Here is a 15,082-nt window from a genome sequence, read left to right on the forward strand (position 1 = left end):
GTAACCGTACAGACGGAGGAAGCGCAGAATTAAATTCTGTACAGAAAAGCAGCGAATAAAAATGATACGGGCAGGATTTTCGGCTGATCTTGCCGAATCAACAATTAAAAAGGCTCTGAATATAAGGAGGCATAACAGGTGCTTGCTGCTGTGCAAAAAGTTAACGACAGGTATATTGCCCGTTTTGATCGTCTGCTTCATCATCCGCTGCAGGAAGTATGGGCTGCCCTGACACAAAATGAGAAATTAGAGAAATGGATGCCTAATTTGAAAATAGCCGGCCTCCGGAGCGGAGGGATGATTCAATTCAATATGAATGACGGCACGGGAGCTTCTTTCGCAATCAAAATAACGGACTGCCGGGAAAACTCTGTTTTAGAGTTCGAATGGGGCGACGGTCGCGTGCGCTTCGAGCTGTACCCTGAGGCAGACGGCTGCTTACTCGTGCTGAAAGAGTCTCTTCCGGCAATTAACGAGCATACTGCAAAAGATCTGGCCGGATGGCACGTCTGCCTCGACATGCTGATCGATTTGCTGAACGAACACGTCCATGCCGATTTTCCAAAAGAAAACTGGGAGAAACGGCATACGGAATATGCGGCTTTGATTGAACAGGTAAAATAAAAACGAAAAGCAGCCATTGCCGTTAACCTGCGCCGGCGAATGCCGAAAACGCCTCATGCCGATAACTGCCCGCTCATCGGCAAAGCAGAAAGAGAGACCGGCAATCATGTGTTATTCACGCCTCTTTGGCACATTTTTCAAAAAAAGCAGGCAGTAAAAAGAGCCCGCCCCAACCATCGGTGCGGACTCCGTCGCCCCGGCTGATCTGAGTTTCAGCCGTACAGATCACTCAACGGACACCTTCGTTATTTTCAGCCAGCGTATAGACTTTTTCACCTTTGCCGAAAACGGATTCCCAGTCCGCGGTGAAATCGTCGACCGCCTGACTGATTGCCGGCAGGCCCAGGGCGTTGGCAAGAATATCCGCACCCATCGTTGCGGCCTGAGCGCCGGCTTCAAATGCCGCGTTTACCTGGCCGACATTTTTAAAGCTCGCCGCCAGGATTTTGGTGCGGCTGTGCTGCCGTTCGATTGCTTTAGCCAATTCGGCGATGACTGCTTTTGAATCAATGTTCATGTTTTCCATTCGGTTAAAATACGGTGCGATGTAGTCGGCACCGGCTTCAAGCGCCAGATAGCCTTGAAATTTCGAATAAACGGCCGTGGCAGTGACATTTATATTTTCCTTTTTTAACCTTTTTATAGCTGTCAGGCCGGCCTCGGTGACGGGTATTTTAATGAATACACGATCGTCGACATTGTCGAGAATGGCATGAGCATCCCGGACGATGCCGTCGGGATTGTCGGCAACAACCTGAACGTGCAATGTCGCATCGGCTCCGATGAGCGAACGGACTTCATTTAAATGCCTGAATAAGTCGATTTTGCCTTCCTTTTTTACGATCGACGGATTGGAAGTCACGCCGGCCAGCGGAATGATGCCGACGTATTTTTTTATTGAAGCCAGATGAATTGAATCCAACAGAAATTCCATTTGCAACACTCCCTTGTAAGATAATGCACAATTGTGATTTATCAGGTTCAGCCTGCCCACAGCTAAATAGTAGCACGAAAACACAGTTTTTACAGACATATCACTTGAAATAATTTCAGATATCATTCAGAAATGCCGATTTGAAAGGAAAGATAAGCTATAAAAAGAAGCAGAAATTGCACATATGTAGTTCATTTTAATATCTCCCGTACTGTTTCATCGTCCGTAATCAGTGTGTTCATAAAATCGGTTTTTAACAGCGCACGGATGGACGGTGCCTTAACTTTCGAGCGCGCTACACCGACCGAATACGGAACTTTTGCCAGCAATTCCGGTTTAATGCCAATGGTACGGTTATATAATCCTTCTTTTATCAGACGGCCTTCCGAATCAAAAAATTGGCAGCAGCAGTCGCCGATTGCATGACGGTTAATCAGGCTCTTCTGGTCGGCCTGTGTCATAAAATTGCGCCAGCTGCTCGTGCTGCTTTCCAGGGGGCCGCCGATACCGAACATCGCAATGTCCAGGCGATTCCAGTAATCCCTGAATTTCTGAAAATCGCGCGATTTCATGATGCCATCGCGCAAAAGCCGGGAATCCTGAATCGCCCCCGCATTGATAAATACGCACTCTCCGCCAAAGTGGCGGGACAGATCGTAAATGATGGCGTTGACGTGATAGCGTGAATTAATATGGCTCGGCCCGCCGACCAATGGGACAAACGTCGCGTTTGTTTTTTTATTTCCCTTCAGTTTGCCGATCATGGCTGCCAGATTGGAGCCCCAACTTAAGCCGATAATTTCATCATTCTTGATTAGATGCTTTAAATAATAGGCAGCCTCCTCAGCCAGCTTGTCTTCTTTTTCTTTTTCTGTATCATCGGCACCGGTCGGAATCACAACAGCATCTTTCAAAGCAAATCTTTTCTGCAGCTGAACTTCCAGTTCAAAGGCCTGCGGATCAAAATCGCGGATCTGAATGTCGACAATCCCTTCGGACCGGGCCTTTTTCAACATGCGGCTGATTGTCGTCCGGTAAATACCCAGTTCGCCGGCAATCTCGTTCTGCGTTTTTTCCTTGATATAATAGAGATAAGCCACTTTGGTTAAAAGCCTTCTTTTATCTTTTTCCATAGCGCCCTCCTTTAATCCCCCAAAGCAGTCTGCACAATTGTGCTCTCCGTCAAACACTTTAATGCTGGAATATACCTTTATTTAAACGATGTTTCATGATTTTATCGAAAATTAAAGATCGCAGATACCGCCGGTTTAAATCCGGACCGTCAAAGATACGGATGACCGCCGCTTCCCCTGCCAGGCATTTTAAAAATCGGCGGCCGTTCCTGGACTGTAACAACCCCTTTGAAAAAGCGGATCACCCTTCGAAGCGGGGAAAAATATCAGGCAGGAAAGGCGGCAGCCGTTTTTCCTGCCGATACTTTTCACGCCGGGCTTTTTTGGCTTTTTATTAATCGGCCTCATCTTCAGGATCGGTAACGGGAGCCGGACAGCACTTTGCCGCACAGGTCCTCTCCGAACGAGTCATCTGACTGCCTGGTTCTTTACAAAGTCAGCTCCCGACTTCATTCTGTGTTTCTTTCGAAAGGGCGGCGAAGAACGCCGAATAGCCTGCCGCGCCGACAACCCAATCGCGCTGGTTCCCGGGATGTTCTGCGTGTTGATCAGCTTTTCCCGGGAAGAAAAAATAGTGTACCGGTGTGATCGCTGTTCGCTTTTTATGCAAGATGCAAAGTTACGCCTTTGTCGGCAATAAACCGGTTCGTATCTTCATCCAGCTCACGATCGGTATAAATCTCCTGAATTTCATTCAGGCTGAATTGTTTGACCAGACTTTTTTGATAAAATTTGCTTGAATCCGTGAGAATGATCGTCTTCCTGCTGGATAGGGCCATTGTCTGTACCACTTCGGCCCTCATAATATCGTTTTGGAAAAAGCCGATCTTTCGATCAAAACCGTCTGTCCCGATGAAGAGCTTGTCGACAAAAAATTCTCTTAAATTTTGTTTCGTAATCGGCCCGACTGTCACCTGTGAATCTTCCTGATACGTTCCGCCAAGCAGGATAATACGAACACTTTGATGTCTGCCGATGTAGGAAGCGATAAAGAAAGAATTGGTGATAATAGTTATGTCCTGTTTTGTCGCCGCGATCTCCTCGGCCAGCAGAGCGCAGGTTGATCCGGATTCGATCATGATCGTTTCATTATCATGAATCGATTGGGCGGCAAGCCGGGCAATCCTTTTTTTGACATCGTACTTTTTGGCCAACCGATAACCGACATTATCGGCATTGTTGATCACGGCATATCCGTGTTTCCTTTGAAGCAGTCCTTTTGATTCCAGACGATCCAGGTCTTTTCGAATGGTCACTTTCGATACATTGAGCAGTTCGGCCAGCTCATTGACATCTATTTTGATCCGTTCATTAACAATATTCAGCAAATCGTTTTCGCGTTCCGTTAATCCCAAAGCCAAAATGAAGATCTCTCCTTGCTTCGTTTTTTATATCACTATTTTATCATACAGAGATCAAACAGTCGCGCCGTTTTGCTTCTTTCACAGCTTATTAATGTTTCTAACGAAATTGCTATGTTAAAATTAAGAAGAGGTGGGTTATTTGAAAAGAAACACATTTCCGCAGGATAAAAATAACCGGACACGTTCCGGTCCAAAAGGTCTCATCTTCAATATTCAGAAATTCAGTATCAATGATGGACCCGGAATACGGACCGTCGTTTTTTTTAAAGGCTGTCCGCTGCGCTGCATCTGGTGTGCCAATCCCGAATCTCAGAGGGCCTGCTCCGAACAAATGCGCGACGACGTTCGCGGCGGTTTCACAACCGTCGGAGAATATAAAACCGTTGCGGAAATCATGAAGACGATCATGCAGGATCGGGACTATTACGAGGAATCCGGAGGCGGCGTTACTTTCTCCGGAGGGGAAGTGCTCAATCAGGCCCCGTTTGCAATCGAACTGGCAAAGGCCGTTAAAAAAGAGGGAATCCATCTCGCCTGTGAAACATCCGGCTATGCACGCCCGGAAATATTTAAAGCATTGATTCAGTACATGGACTTTATGTTTTTTGACGTCAAACATTGGAACAGTCAGAAGCATTATGAAGGCACCGGCGTTTATAACGAACTGATTCTTAAGAATCTGCAAATCGCACTGGAAGCCGGCAAAGATCTTCTGGTCAGGATTCCGGTCATCCCTCATTTTAACGACTCACTGGCCGATGCTGCCCAATTCGGCCGGCTGTTCAATCAAATAGGTGTCAAAAAGGTTGAATTGCTGCCGTTTCATCAGTACGGACTAAAAAAATATGCCGAACTCGGCCGTGAATATGCGATGAAAGATACCGCGCAACTGCACACGGAAGATCTTCGGGATTATAAAAAAATACTGAACAGGGCCGGGCTTGCGGTCAAACTGAACGGATCGTTCTGAGCCCGAAAGAATCCGGACCGCCATTCATAGAGAAGATTCCGCCGTTGGCCATTTATGCTGCTGCGTCCATTTGTTGTGCGGGCGGCGGCCTTATGAATCAGGTTTCTCGGCAATCTGACTGACCGCTTGTCATTCGTTCTCACATAAAGGGTATAAAATAGTTGCTTTTGGCAACAAAATAAAACTTTTTAATATTCTTTTCTATGAGAAGCAATCAATGAATTCATTTATTTTTAAAAAAGGCGTTCTCACAACAGATATAATCATTTCGTATCAATTCGTATCAAATAGAATGAATAGCCTGCAACTGTACAGTTCCCTGAAATCACAGCCTAAAACATCATTGACAACAAAAGAACGGCAGTCGGATGATTAATAATCAATTTCATCAGGAATAATTCCAGATTCAATGATTTCGATAAAGTTCCCGATTATCATCTGATAGCTCACACTCTCCACACCGGGTAGAAATAATTGAATATTACTTGTCTCTTCATAGTCCGTTTTAAAATAATTATCTTTAATTATTTTTTTGCACGCGTCAAGTAGTCTAAAACCTTTCACTGCTGAATGAGCATGTTCGCTTTTTGATCGTTCTTTAGCTACTTGTATAAATAGTGGCCTGATTAAATCTCGTGTGAACTGCTGCCTGTATGCCTTATAAATCATGTATAGATCATAAAGATGACGAGAATTTCTATTATACTTTCCATCGATAGCATAATCGCAAAGAGCAAAAATTTTATCGATAAATGTGCGCTCAATATCCTGCACTTGTATATCAAATGCATTTATTTCATATTTTTTTAAAAAAGCAGTTTGTTTCCGCTGTAGCAGGTAATCAAGAATGTAATTTGTGACCTGCATTTTATGAGTCGGAAAAGACTTTAATAAAATATACGTCTCCACATAAACAACTTTTGGAAGATCAGCTTCTGTTATACTTGAGTACGAAAATTGATACCTGTTAAAATCTCTTCTGCTTTTAATATCGTCTTCGTTTTCCAGATGCATGCCAATTTCGTTGGCTGAATTCATTATGGCTTGCTTCAGTTTACGTTTTTCTGTCCCCGTTTTATTGACATCTTGCTGGAAATTGATATCAATATCTTCAGAAAAACGATTGATCAAATGATAGCATTTGCTTAATGACGTGCCACCCTTAAAAACAATTTCAGGAAAATTCGTCTGCACTTTTCCGAGCAGCAAAGATACATAATAATCTTTTTCAATAATTGAACCTTTCAGTCCGCTTTCTTCAGATACAGCATCAATGAGTTCTTTAAAAAGCCGGTTGCTTTGGTGCAAGTTCATAAAGCAAGTCACTCCTGTAAATGGCTAACTGATCCTTCTCTGGATAAAATGACAAACACTTTTTAAAATCTTCCTTAGAGATTCTTACATTCTTTAAATAATCGATCATTTTCTTCATTGATTCATCCAGTGTGAATTCACTATAAAGATCGAAGCTGCTGATTAAATCAAAAACCTGTAAAAGCTTATAATTTGCGTTATTGACCATAACTCTAGGTTTTTTCAAAAAAACGTACGTTTTGCCATAAAGAACCTTTCTGGAATGCATGCTTTCCTTATTCGTAACCAGTTCATAAGCCAATGCATTTTGCGCCGTCAACCCTAATTCGTTTGCAAAAGATAGACCGGTAATATAGCCAATTCGATTATTATTTAGATCAAATAAATATTTTTTCTTGATGACATCATACAGATTTAAGGAAGATCGAAATATTGCCTTTGGATCAGGCCTGTAATAAACGCCATTCTTCAATGCGTAACGAACAATAAAACCGTTATCTGCTGCTTTTTTCAAATACTGGCGAATCGTATTTGGATTGATATCCAGTTTATCCAGGAGTTCTTCAGTGAGAATAGGTTCTTCATATTGGAAATTCCGCTCCAAATATTTTTGAAAATCCATAACCGACACCTCTCCCTAAAGTATAACTTGTTATAACGATTTTATACACATTAATTATAAATTTGTTATTATAATAAATTCTGGGATAATTCTAGTAAAAATACAAATTTGATGATTACTATCAAACAGCTATTTGAAAAAGCTACACCAAGTGTCCACAACTTGGGTTCCCAAGGTTCGCACTCAAGCTACAAGGATCAGCAACATAAAATGATCCTGCGCTTTAACATAAAACAAATATTGGTTTTGTAACGTATACGTTATAAAATAAAAAGGCAGGGATGTGAAAGGAGTGAGGAAAACGTGATCGAGCAAATCAAAAGGGCCACCGGACCTGATTCACCATTTTTGGATTTCCATAGCGACCGCCCCTGCGATAATCAAACAGCAGGCAAAAAGCGGCGACGCAATCGAAAACATCCATAATTTCCCAGAGGAAGCAGATTTCCGGCTTTTGTTATGCTCAATCACATGACCATCATGAAAAGAATAAAATCGATTGATTCTGTACTGATCCTGGTTACAATTGTTTGGCTGCTCACCGCCAATTTTAGCCCGCTTTACATGAAAGTAATTGGTCTGTTTGCAGGCAGCACTTGGGTTGTTTTGTTAATTGTCCGCTTTATTGATAAGGACGGATGAAGGCATGGTCAGAAAAACAAGCCATACCCAGGTGAGAGCCTCAAGGAACTGGGAAGCCAAAAACCGCAGAAAGGCAACTATTGATGCGTACAGACGGCAGGCAAGAAACTTTATCCGCAACCATGCCGGCCTGGAAGATCTGATGGAACTGAAAGAATTAATCCGCAAGAAGGAGGAAACTTTAATGCATCACAATGGGTAAATAAGCCCTTCAGCCCCGCTCTGCCGCTAAAGAATGGATTGGAAAACTTTTTATTTATGGTCGTATTTACCCGTCTCAAACAAACAGCGATCGGAACCACTGCTTAAGATAGAATGGTCAAGTGACGAATTTTTACCTGATGACCATTACAGAATTATTTATTTTTTCAAAGCATTAAGCATTAACAGCTCTCCGTTTAACATGAGGATGGCGTTTTCAACGAAATGACTTTCCTCGTTATGCATCATCCTCATTGCGGGTATATGGATAGCGTTAACATCATCATTCATCAAAATTGCATTTTACATGCATGGCAAATGTTCCTTTTGTTCTCAGGCATTTGCGGCCGCTATCATCCTGTCCGGATATCGTTTCGTTAGTGAGTGTTCGTCGTCATCCATCCGGCTAGCGCCTTGAAACAGCCTGTTTTAAGAAGGCAAATACTAAAGTTTTGCTGCTTAAATCTATTGTCCTCGGCTGAATAAAAGCTTTGAAACATGGCATCCGCAACACCACCCCTTTTATGCATATACAAAGGACTCCGACTAACGCAGACATGATATAAATTTTTATTTTTCACCTCAGAACACATCTTGCTACAGAGAAAAACTTTCAAACATAAGTCTTTAAAATTATGCGTAATTTCCATTGTAAGCGTTGACAAAATGTTTTTCTCATGCTATTTTCTACTTGAGTACTCAAGTAGTCAAGAGGAGGTATTATGGAATTTAACAGTGTCCAGGCGGTTTATTTGCAGATAAGCCACGATATACAATCTGATATTTTCAGGAATTATGACATACATGATAAGATACCAAGCGAAGCCCAGCTGAGCAAAAAGTACAACGTTACCCGTTCTACTATCCAGAAAGCTCTAAAAGAATTGGAGGAATCCGGTGTTATCTACAAAGTGCATGGAAAAGGCAGCTTTGTAAAAGCTAAGAGCCCTAAGATTAATATGTTCACCTTTAGCGGATTTTCAGATTATGTCCGAAAAATGGGCGGTGATGCCGTTACAAAAGTTCTATCACAGGAGGTGCTGCAGCAAAAAGGAAAAAAAATCTTCAAGCTGCACAGATTAAGGGGAGTAAAGATTAATGGGGCCATTACCTGGATGACAATCGATCTGTCGTTGCTGGATCTTCATCACTTTCCGAATCTGGATAAAAATGATTTTGCAACTCATTCTCTTTACGATACCATTCGGACAAATTATGATGTCTATCCTTGTACCGCGAACCTAAGCGTGCACGCGTTTCTATCGACCGAAGATGAAAATCGGATTTTTAATATGGAAAATTCTCAGCCGCTGTTAATGGTAGAAGGAATCGTACTTTCCGACCGTGGAACTCTGGTAGAGCAAGTAAAAATCATTTATAGCAATGACGCTAATTTTAAACTTGTAACAGGAATATAGAAATTGGAAGGTGTTCGTTATGGATAAAAGAGACAAAATTTTAGGTGCTTTATATGGGCAGGCAATTGGTGATGCGATGGGAATGCCCTCAGAACTTTGGCCGATTCAGAAAATCCAGGATTATTTTAAAGGAAAGATTACAACTTTTTTAGACGGCCCGAAATCAAACGATATTGCCTTAAATTTTACAAAGGGGCAATACACAGATGATACAAATCAGGCCTTTGTTATTTTAGATGCTTTAATCGAAAACCATTTCGTACCTGACACACAAATCATTGTGAATCATCTCCAAAAATGGGCAAAAGAAATTGGCGCGTTCGAGAATAATATCTTGGGACCAAGTTCTAAAGCTGCCCTCCTTGCTATTGAAGAAGGAAGAGATCCGCTTAATATTACAAAAAAAGCAGAAACAAATGGTGCAGGAATGCGCATTTCGCCGATCGGCAGCCTATTTGACACACTTCATGGCGACCAATTGGTCCAGATGGTATTTGACATTACAAAAGTTACCCATTCATCAGACGTTGCAATTTCCGGAGCTGCGATAGTTGCCGGAGCTGTTAGTGCAGCCGTCGAAGATAAAACATGGGATGAAATCATTAAATATGCACTATCAATCGGCGATCAGGCTAAAAAACTGGGGGCACCTACTTGGAACGCCTCCTGCAAAGAAAGGGCTAAGCTGGGCATAGAACTCGCCAAGCGGTATCAATACGATGAAGAGGGATTTTCTCAAGCAATTTACGATCTAATCGGCACCGGGACAATGGCTAGTGAATCTATTCCGGCCGCGGTTTCAATTGCCTATTATACACGTAATGTCCGTGAATGTGCTTTATTTTGTGCCAATCTTGGCGGCGACACAGACACAATTGGAGCAATGGCAACAGCTATCTGCGGAGCAAAGCAGGGATTTTCTTTAATACCTCCAGAATGGACAGGATTAATTGATTCAAAAAACCCGCAATATCACATTTCTTATTATGCCGATCAAATCATGAATTTTAGAAACATGACAAACTAACAAATTCTAAAATTAGAGGGGAAAAAATGATGGATAATGAAGAGCAAATCATTGTACCGGCATCTGAACAAACCGTAAAGCCATCGGGCCTGTTCTTTAACTGGTTCGCTGCAAATATTGGAATCATGGGAATCGTATACGGGGCCTTAATTGTAAGCTATCATTTAAGCTTCTTCCAGGCATCGCTGGCCTCATTAGCAGGGGCATTTTCTTTCCTAATAGTCGGATGGGTCGCTTCGATCGGCAAAAAAACTGGAATTACGACTTTTAAAATGTCACGGGCAGCCTACGGGATTCAGGGAAATAAAATTCCGAATGCCATTGCCTGGGTCAATATGGTAGGCTGGCTGGCTGTAAATGTTGTTACCGGTACTCTGCTGCTGGTCTCAATGTTTAGTGTCCTTCACATTAAATCAAGCGGATTATCGACGACAGTTGCACTCATCATTTTTGCAGTTTGCGTCCTACTGTCAGGATTGGTTCAGGAAGATACATTGCAAAAAGTACAAACGTGGATTTCCTACATTTTTGGCATACTGACGATCTTTATTATGATTTTTTTTGTTACCGAAACAAACTGGCATCAAGTATTGACAATGCCGAGCGGAAACTGGATAAGCGGTTTCCTGCCTGCCGTTTCGATCGTCGCTGCCGGCTCCGGAATCAGCTGGTCCATGGCTGCAGCGGATTGGGGGGCTTATGTAACACCGAAAGCAAGCAATCGGGCTGTGTTTTGGAGCACAACTTTAGGAGGAGCTATTCCTCTATTCGTCCTGATGTTTGCAGGTGTGCTATTAAGTTCTGTTGAACCGACTCTTGGAACATCTGCCAATCCAATCGACGTTATGTACCATGCACTGCCTTCATGGCTGGGCGTTGTTTACTTTCTCGTTGCTGCAGGCGGGCTTGTTCCGCAATGTATTGTGAGTCTTCGTTCTGCAAGAATTAATTTAAAAACAATCGGGATCCGTGTTTCACAAAAAACTTCGCTTGCTTTTCACGGAATAATCGTGATATTGATTCCAATCTATATTCTGTTTGTATCCGAAAATTTTCTCACTAATTTTCAATTATTCCTTGGTTTTCTCGGAATCTGTTTAGCAGCCTGGGTTGCGATATTTCTCTGCGATTCTGTATTTAACCGTGAAAATGGCCGAGCATACGATGTAAACATCCTGAAATCGGGCTCAAAAAACCAGGTAAACTGGCGCGGTGTTTCTTCATGGATCATTGCAGTTATTATTGGCTTTTTATTCACAAATAATGCAGTCTGGACAGGACCCTTCGCAAAGGGAATTTTTAAAAATAACTCATTGGGCGTTTTTTTAAGCGGGATACTAGCCATCATCGTGTTCTGGGTTATTAATTCAATTGGCCGGGAGAAGTCAAATCATGAATAAACTTACTTCAGAAAAAAAGATATTAATTCTTGGCGCAGCTGTAATTGACATACTCGTAAATGTACCCGTCCTGCCAAAAAGCGGTGAAGATATATCAGGAGAGTTGCAGAGAACTGTTGTCGGCGGATCCGCTTATAATGTCCGTCAGGCAGTCGAAAGTTTAGGCATTAAAAATGTGCTTTTCGTACCTGTAGGAAATGGAATTTTCGCAGAAATTATAAAAAAAGAGTTTACAAAAAAGCGGATTCCAATTGTATTAAATGTACAAGACGGTGAAAATGGATGGGATGTATCATTTGTGGAACCAAACGGAGAACGCACATTTCTGACCATTCCCGGAATTGAAACAAAGTGGCAGTCCGATTGGTTTGAACAAATAAATATTAAAGATTATGATTATTTCTATGTATCCGGCTACGAACTTGAAGGAAAATCCGGTGAAGTAATTCTGGATGCGCTGTCTATGAAAAAGGCAGGGAGCAAAATCCTATTTGACGCCAGCCCGAGAGTTCGCTATTTGGAAAAATCAATAGTCCAAAGGTTACTTACAAGGGACACAATCATTCACTGCAATGCTGATGAAATAAAATTATTGGCACCGGAATGCGATAATATTGAAAGCGCCGCCAATAGGCTGCAGAAGAAAACCAATGATATTGTACTGGTTACATTAGGGGCAAACGGCACTTATTTTAATGACGGAGCGAATGGCGGAATTGTTTCCGGAGAAAAAGTAAAGGTTGTTGACACCATTGGTGCAGGAGATTCACATAGCGGAGCTTTCCTATGCGGTTTAGCTGCAGGAATGACAACATTTGAAGCTGTACAATTGGCAAATCGCCTTTCTGCAAAAGTAGTCTCCCAGAGAGGCGGCGCAATTGAACAATAAAATCCGGCTTTTAATCATCATCTCTCATGGTGCATGCTCAGCAATTGCCGGAGAGTGAAAAGCGCTCCGCAAATAAAAGATAACCCTTTATTGGGATCTTATCATATTCTACTTTTTTCATCTGAGTCAGGGGTAAAATGCAAAGTAAGCGTCAAAACAACCACTCCTCTCGCTATTTTGTTTTCGGTTGACGGCCGAACTCCATTATAGCGCCTGAGGAGGTTTTTTCTGGTACAATTCTGGAAACTTCATTTTCACACAGGCAGAGCCTGTGGTTTTTAAGACCATTAATCAAAGCTGCAGCGAGAATTGTGCAGATAGATGATTTCATTAATACCCCTCCCGCAAAAAGCATGAAACGATGGTTGGTGAGGCCGGTTATTCGACGATGAGAGACAGCGAATCTCCATTGCCAGAGCATTTTGCGTCGTCACAGATTCTATTATTGGATGAACCTCTTCAGCACTTGATGCCAATACCGAGCAGGCTATACATCAGTATGTAGAAAAGCTCATCAAAGAGCTAGGCAAACAAAATGGGAAAATAACAACTGATGCATTTGAATAGATGTTATTGGATTGTGTAAAAAATGTGTAAAATGGCTCGTGATTCTATCGTTTTCTATCGCATTCTCTGAAAAAGAAAAAAGCTCATAAATCCCATTAAATCAAGGATTTACAAGCTCTTTGAAAGTTTATATCTTCACCAAAAACGACCAAAAAATACCGGTGGTCGGGGTCGAACCGACACTCCTTGCGGAACACGATTTTGAGTCGTGCGCGTCTGCCAATTCCGCCACACCGGCACAGAAAAAAGTCAAAAAAATAAAATGGAGGCGACACCCGGAATCGAACCGGGGATAAGGGTTTTGCAGACCCGTGCCTTACCGCTTGGCTATGCCGCCTTATATGATTGGAGCGGAAGACGGGATTCGAACCCGCGACCCCCACCATGGCAAGGTGATGTTCTACCACTGAACTACTTCCGCATTATTACTGGCCCAGCTGGATTCGAACCAGCGCATGACGGCACCAAAAACCGTTGCCTTACCGCTTGGCTATGGGCCAATTTTATGGGGCGGTTAGTGGGGATCGAACCCACGCATGCCGGAACCACAATCCGGTGTGTTAACCACTTCACCATAACCGCCATAACAAAAAAGCAAACAGGGGTAGTAGGAATTGAACCCACACTAGAGGTTTTGGAGACCTCTGTTCTACCTTTAAACTATACCCCTACATTATGTAATGGAGGGAGAAGGATTCGAACCTTCGAACCCATAGGGAACGGATTTACAGTCCGTCGCGTTTAGCCTCTTCGCTATCCCTCCATATTTTATATGTCAAGGATAAATAACAGCATAGAAAAATGGTGCCGGTCAGAGGACTTGAACCCCCAACCTACTGATTACAAGTCAGTTGCTCTACCAATTGAGCTAGACCGGCACACTATAATGGTGGCTCGGGGCGGAATCGAACCACCGACACAAGGATTTTCAGTCCTCTGCTCTACCGACTGAGCTATCGAGCCATAAAACAAATTGATTGACAATCATCCCATATGTCCTTAGCACATATAAATAAAACAGCCTTTTCATTTTCAAGTATTAGATATCAAACATATTAAATAAAAAAATAAATGGCGGATCCGAGCGGACTTGAACCGCCGATCTCCTGCGTGACAGGCAGGCATGTTAACCACTACACCACGGATCCATTGGTTGCGGGGGCAGGATTTGAACCTGCGGCCTTCGGGTTATGAGCCCGACGAGCTACCGGACTGCTCCACCCCGCGACAACAATAAAAACCAAGAATTGGTGGAGGATATAGGGTTCGAACCTATGACCCTCTGCTTGTAAGGCAGACGCTCTCCCAGCTGAGCTAATCCTCCATAACAACAGTGTTGTTTAGAAACACCATTATATTTTATTATATGAAAAACAAAAAATCAAGAAAAATTTGGTGACCCGTGCGGGATTCGAACCCACGAACCCACCGTGAAAGGGTGGTGTCTTAACCACTTGACGAACGGGCCATTGAATAAAAATGAAAACATTATTTATTAAAAATAATGGCGGAGAGCGAGGGATTCGAACCCTCGAGACGGCCTTAACCGTCTACACGATTTCCAATCGTGCTCCTTCGGCCTCTCGGACAGCTCTCCAGCAAGCTTCTCAGCAAAAACTCCGCGAGCATGCCGCAACAATAAAAGCCGCTGCTGACTGATCGGTTCATACATTGCATTGAAGCCCAGTAATTTATTTCAATATCAATTAAATATTGCCTGGCAGCGACCTACTCTCACGGGGGGACAGCCCCCCACTACCATCGGCGCCGAAGAGCTTAACGACCGTGTTCGGGATGGGAACGGGTGGATCCTCTTCGCTCTGACCGCCAGACGTGCCCGGTTCCCCGGGCGGCTCCTTCAAAACCGGATGCGATAGCTGCTTGTCTTCGATTCATTCGTTTCGGGTTAAGCCCTCGGCCGATTAGTATCTGTCCGCTCCACGCGTCGCCGCGCTTCCACTCCAGACCTATCCACCT

At 43.0% G+C, this 15,082-nt stretch carries 14 protein-coding genes, 14 tRNA genes and 1 rRNA gene; 7 read left to right on the plus strand and 22 right to left on the minus strand.

Going from position 1 to position 15,082, the window contains the following annotated elements:
• The first annotated feature begins 138 nt into the window (after positions 1–138).
• On the plus strand, positions 139–624 hold the full coding sequence (locus tag Q6A92_RS15290) for an SRPBCC family protein (RefSeq protein WP_274400445.1): 486 nt from the start codon (positions 139–141) through the stop codon (positions 622–624).
• Between the two features lie 229 nt (positions 625–853).
• Here Q6A92_RS15290 and Q6A92_RS15295 read toward each other — a convergent pair whose 3' ends face one another.
• The 4 genes from Q6A92_RS15295 to Q6A92_RS15310 all read right to left on the minus strand — a co-directional run bounded on the left by Q6A92_RS15295 (position 854) and on the right by Q6A92_RS15310 (position 4,052).
• Positions 854–1,558: a fructose-6-phosphate aldolase gene (locus Q6A92_RS15295; RefSeq protein ID WP_332238625.1), complete on the minus strand. Its 705-nt coding sequence runs from the start codon at positions 1,556–1,558 to the stop codon at positions 854–856.
• A 191-nt stretch (positions 1,559–1,749) separates the two neighbouring features.
• The gene (locus Q6A92_RS15300; protein WP_274400442.1) at positions 1,750–2,691 is read right to left on the minus strand and encodes a sugar-binding transcriptional regulator; all 942 of its coding nucleotides are present in this window, start codon (positions 2,689–2,691) and stop codon (positions 1,750–1,752) included.
• A gap of 436 nt (positions 2,692–3,127) precedes the next feature.
• Positions 3,128–3,301, minus strand: coding sequence for a hypothetical protein (locus tag Q6A92_RS15305; RefSeq protein WP_274400441.1), 174 nt, complete (start codon positions 3,299–3,301; stop codon positions 3,128–3,130).
• On the minus strand, positions 3,294–4,052 hold the full coding sequence (locus Q6A92_RS15310) for a DeoR/GlpR family DNA-binding transcription regulator (protein WP_274400440.1): 759 nt from the start codon (positions 4,050–4,052) through the stop codon (positions 3,294–3,296). The genes Q6A92_RS15305 and Q6A92_RS15310 overlap by 8 nt, the downstream gene beginning before the upstream one ends.
• Before the next feature lie 142 nt (positions 4,053–4,194).
• On the opposite strand from Q6A92_RS15310, the gene Q6A92_RS15315 reads away from it, so the two are divergent.
• A complete protein-coding gene (locus Q6A92_RS15315; RefSeq protein WP_274400439.1) occupies positions 4,195–5,025 on the plus strand; it encodes a glycyl-radical enzyme activating protein in 831 nt (276 codons plus the stop codon).
• 372 nt (positions 5,026–5,397) lie between these two features.
• Here the strand turns inward: Q6A92_RS15315 and Q6A92_RS15320 are convergent, their stop codons facing one another.
• On the minus strand, positions 5,398–6,339 hold the full coding sequence (locus Q6A92_RS15320; protein WP_332238626.1) for a nucleotidyl transferase AbiEii/AbiGii toxin family protein: 942 nt from the start codon (positions 6,337–6,339) through the stop codon (positions 5,398–5,400).
• Positions 6,308–6,961, minus strand: a complete 654-nt coding sequence (locus Q6A92_RS15325) for a hypothetical protein (protein WP_274400436.1) — start codon at positions 6,959–6,961, stop codon at positions 6,308–6,310. Before Q6A92_RS15325 ends, Q6A92_RS15320 begins: the two co-directional genes overlap by 32 nt.
• 646 nt (positions 6,962–7,607) lie before the next feature.
• Here Q6A92_RS15325 and Q6A92_RS15330 point away from each other — a divergent pair.
• From Q6A92_RS15330 to Q6A92_RS15350, 5 genes are all read left to right on the plus strand, one after another.
• The gene (locus tag Q6A92_RS15330) at positions 7,608–7,805 is read left to right on the plus strand and encodes a hypothetical protein (RefSeq protein ID WP_274400434.1); all 198 of its coding nucleotides are present in this window, start codon (positions 7,608–7,610) and stop codon (positions 7,803–7,805) included.
• 721 nt (positions 7,806–8,526) lie between these two features.
• Positions 8,527–9,222, plus strand: coding sequence for a GntR family transcriptional regulator (locus tag Q6A92_RS15335; RefSeq protein WP_332238627.1), 696 nt, complete (start codon positions 8,527–8,529; stop codon positions 9,220–9,222).
• A 19-nt stretch (positions 9,223–9,241) separates the two neighbouring features.
• On the plus strand, positions 9,242–10,249 hold the full coding sequence (locus tag Q6A92_RS15340; RefSeq protein ID WP_332238628.1) for an ADP-ribosylglycohydrolase family protein: 1,008 nt from the start codon (positions 9,242–9,244) through the stop codon (positions 10,247–10,249).
• A 29-nt stretch (positions 10,250–10,278) separates the two neighbouring features.
• A complete protein-coding gene (locus Q6A92_RS15345; protein WP_332238629.1) occupies positions 10,279–11,649 on the plus strand; it encodes a purine-cytosine permease family protein in 1,371 nt (456 codons plus the stop codon).
• A complete protein-coding gene (locus tag Q6A92_RS15350; protein ID WP_332238630.1) occupies positions 11,642–12,538 on the plus strand; it encodes a PfkB family carbohydrate kinase in 897 nt (298 codons plus the stop codon). Before Q6A92_RS15345 ends, Q6A92_RS15350 begins: the two co-directional genes overlap by 8 nt.
• Positions 12,539–12,710: 172 nt before the next feature.
• On the opposite strand, the gene Q6A92_RS15355 is transcribed toward Q6A92_RS15350, so the two are convergent.
• The 16 genes from Q6A92_RS15355 to rrf all read right to left on the minus strand — a co-directional run bounded on the left by Q6A92_RS15355 (position 12,711) and on the right by rrf (position 14,937).
• Positions 12,711–12,869 carry a hypothetical protein gene (locus Q6A92_RS15355; protein WP_332238631.1) on the minus strand — a complete coding sequence of 53 codons (159 nt, stop codon included), beginning with the start codon at positions 12,867–12,869 and terminating at the stop codon, positions 12,711–12,713.
• A 392-nt stretch (positions 12,870–13,261) separates the two neighbouring features.
• Positions 13,262–13,343 (minus strand) — tRNA-Leu (locus Q6A92_RS15360).
• A 25-nt stretch (positions 13,344–13,368) separates the two neighbouring features.
• Positions 13,369–13,442 (minus strand) — tRNA-Cys (locus Q6A92_RS15365).
• Between the two features lie 9 nt (positions 13,443–13,451).
• Positions 13,452–13,526: transfer RNA gene (locus Q6A92_RS15370), tRNA-Gly, on the minus strand.
• Between the two features lie 7 nt (positions 13,527–13,533).
• Positions 13,534–13,605, minus strand: a tRNA-Gln gene (locus tag Q6A92_RS15375).
• Between the two features lie 6 nt (positions 13,606–13,611).
• Positions 13,612–13,687: transfer RNA gene (locus Q6A92_RS15380), tRNA-His, on the minus strand.
• Between the two features lie 17 nt (positions 13,688–13,704).
• Positions 13,705–13,775: transfer RNA gene (locus tag Q6A92_RS15385), tRNA-Trp, on the minus strand.
• 11 nt (positions 13,776–13,786) lie between these two features.
• Positions 13,787–13,868 (minus strand) — tRNA-Tyr (locus Q6A92_RS15390).
• A gap of 39 nt (positions 13,869–13,907) precedes the next feature.
• A tRNA-Thr gene (locus tag Q6A92_RS15395) sits at positions 13,908–13,983 on the minus strand.
• Positions 13,984–13,992: 9 nt separating this feature from the next.
• Positions 13,993–14,068 (minus strand) — tRNA-Phe (locus Q6A92_RS15400).
• Between the two features lie 109 nt (positions 14,069–14,177).
• Positions 14,178–14,253 (minus strand) — tRNA-Asp (locus Q6A92_RS15405).
• A 2-nt stretch (positions 14,254–14,255) separates the two neighbouring features.
• Positions 14,256–14,332, minus strand: a tRNA-Met gene (locus tag Q6A92_RS15410).
• A gap of 21 nt (positions 14,333–14,353) precedes the next feature.
• Positions 14,354–14,429: transfer RNA gene (locus tag Q6A92_RS15415), tRNA-Val, on the minus strand.
• Positions 14,430–14,498: 69 nt separating this feature from the next.
• Positions 14,499–14,573, minus strand: a tRNA-Glu gene (locus Q6A92_RS15420).
• Positions 14,574–14,610: 37 nt separating this feature from the next.
• Positions 14,611–14,702, minus strand: a tRNA-Ser gene (locus Q6A92_RS15425).
• Positions 14,703–14,820: 118 nt separating this feature from the next.
• Positions 14,821–14,937: ribosomal RNA gene (gene rrf, locus Q6A92_RS15430) — 5S ribosomal RNA — on the minus strand.
• Between the last annotated feature and the right edge of the window lie 145 nt (positions 14,938–15,082).

Source organism: Sporolactobacillus sp. KGMB 08714 (assembly GCF_036598985.1).
Classification (GTDB): domain Bacteria; phylum Bacillota; class Bacilli; order Bacillales; family Sporolactobacillaceae; genus Sporolactobacillus.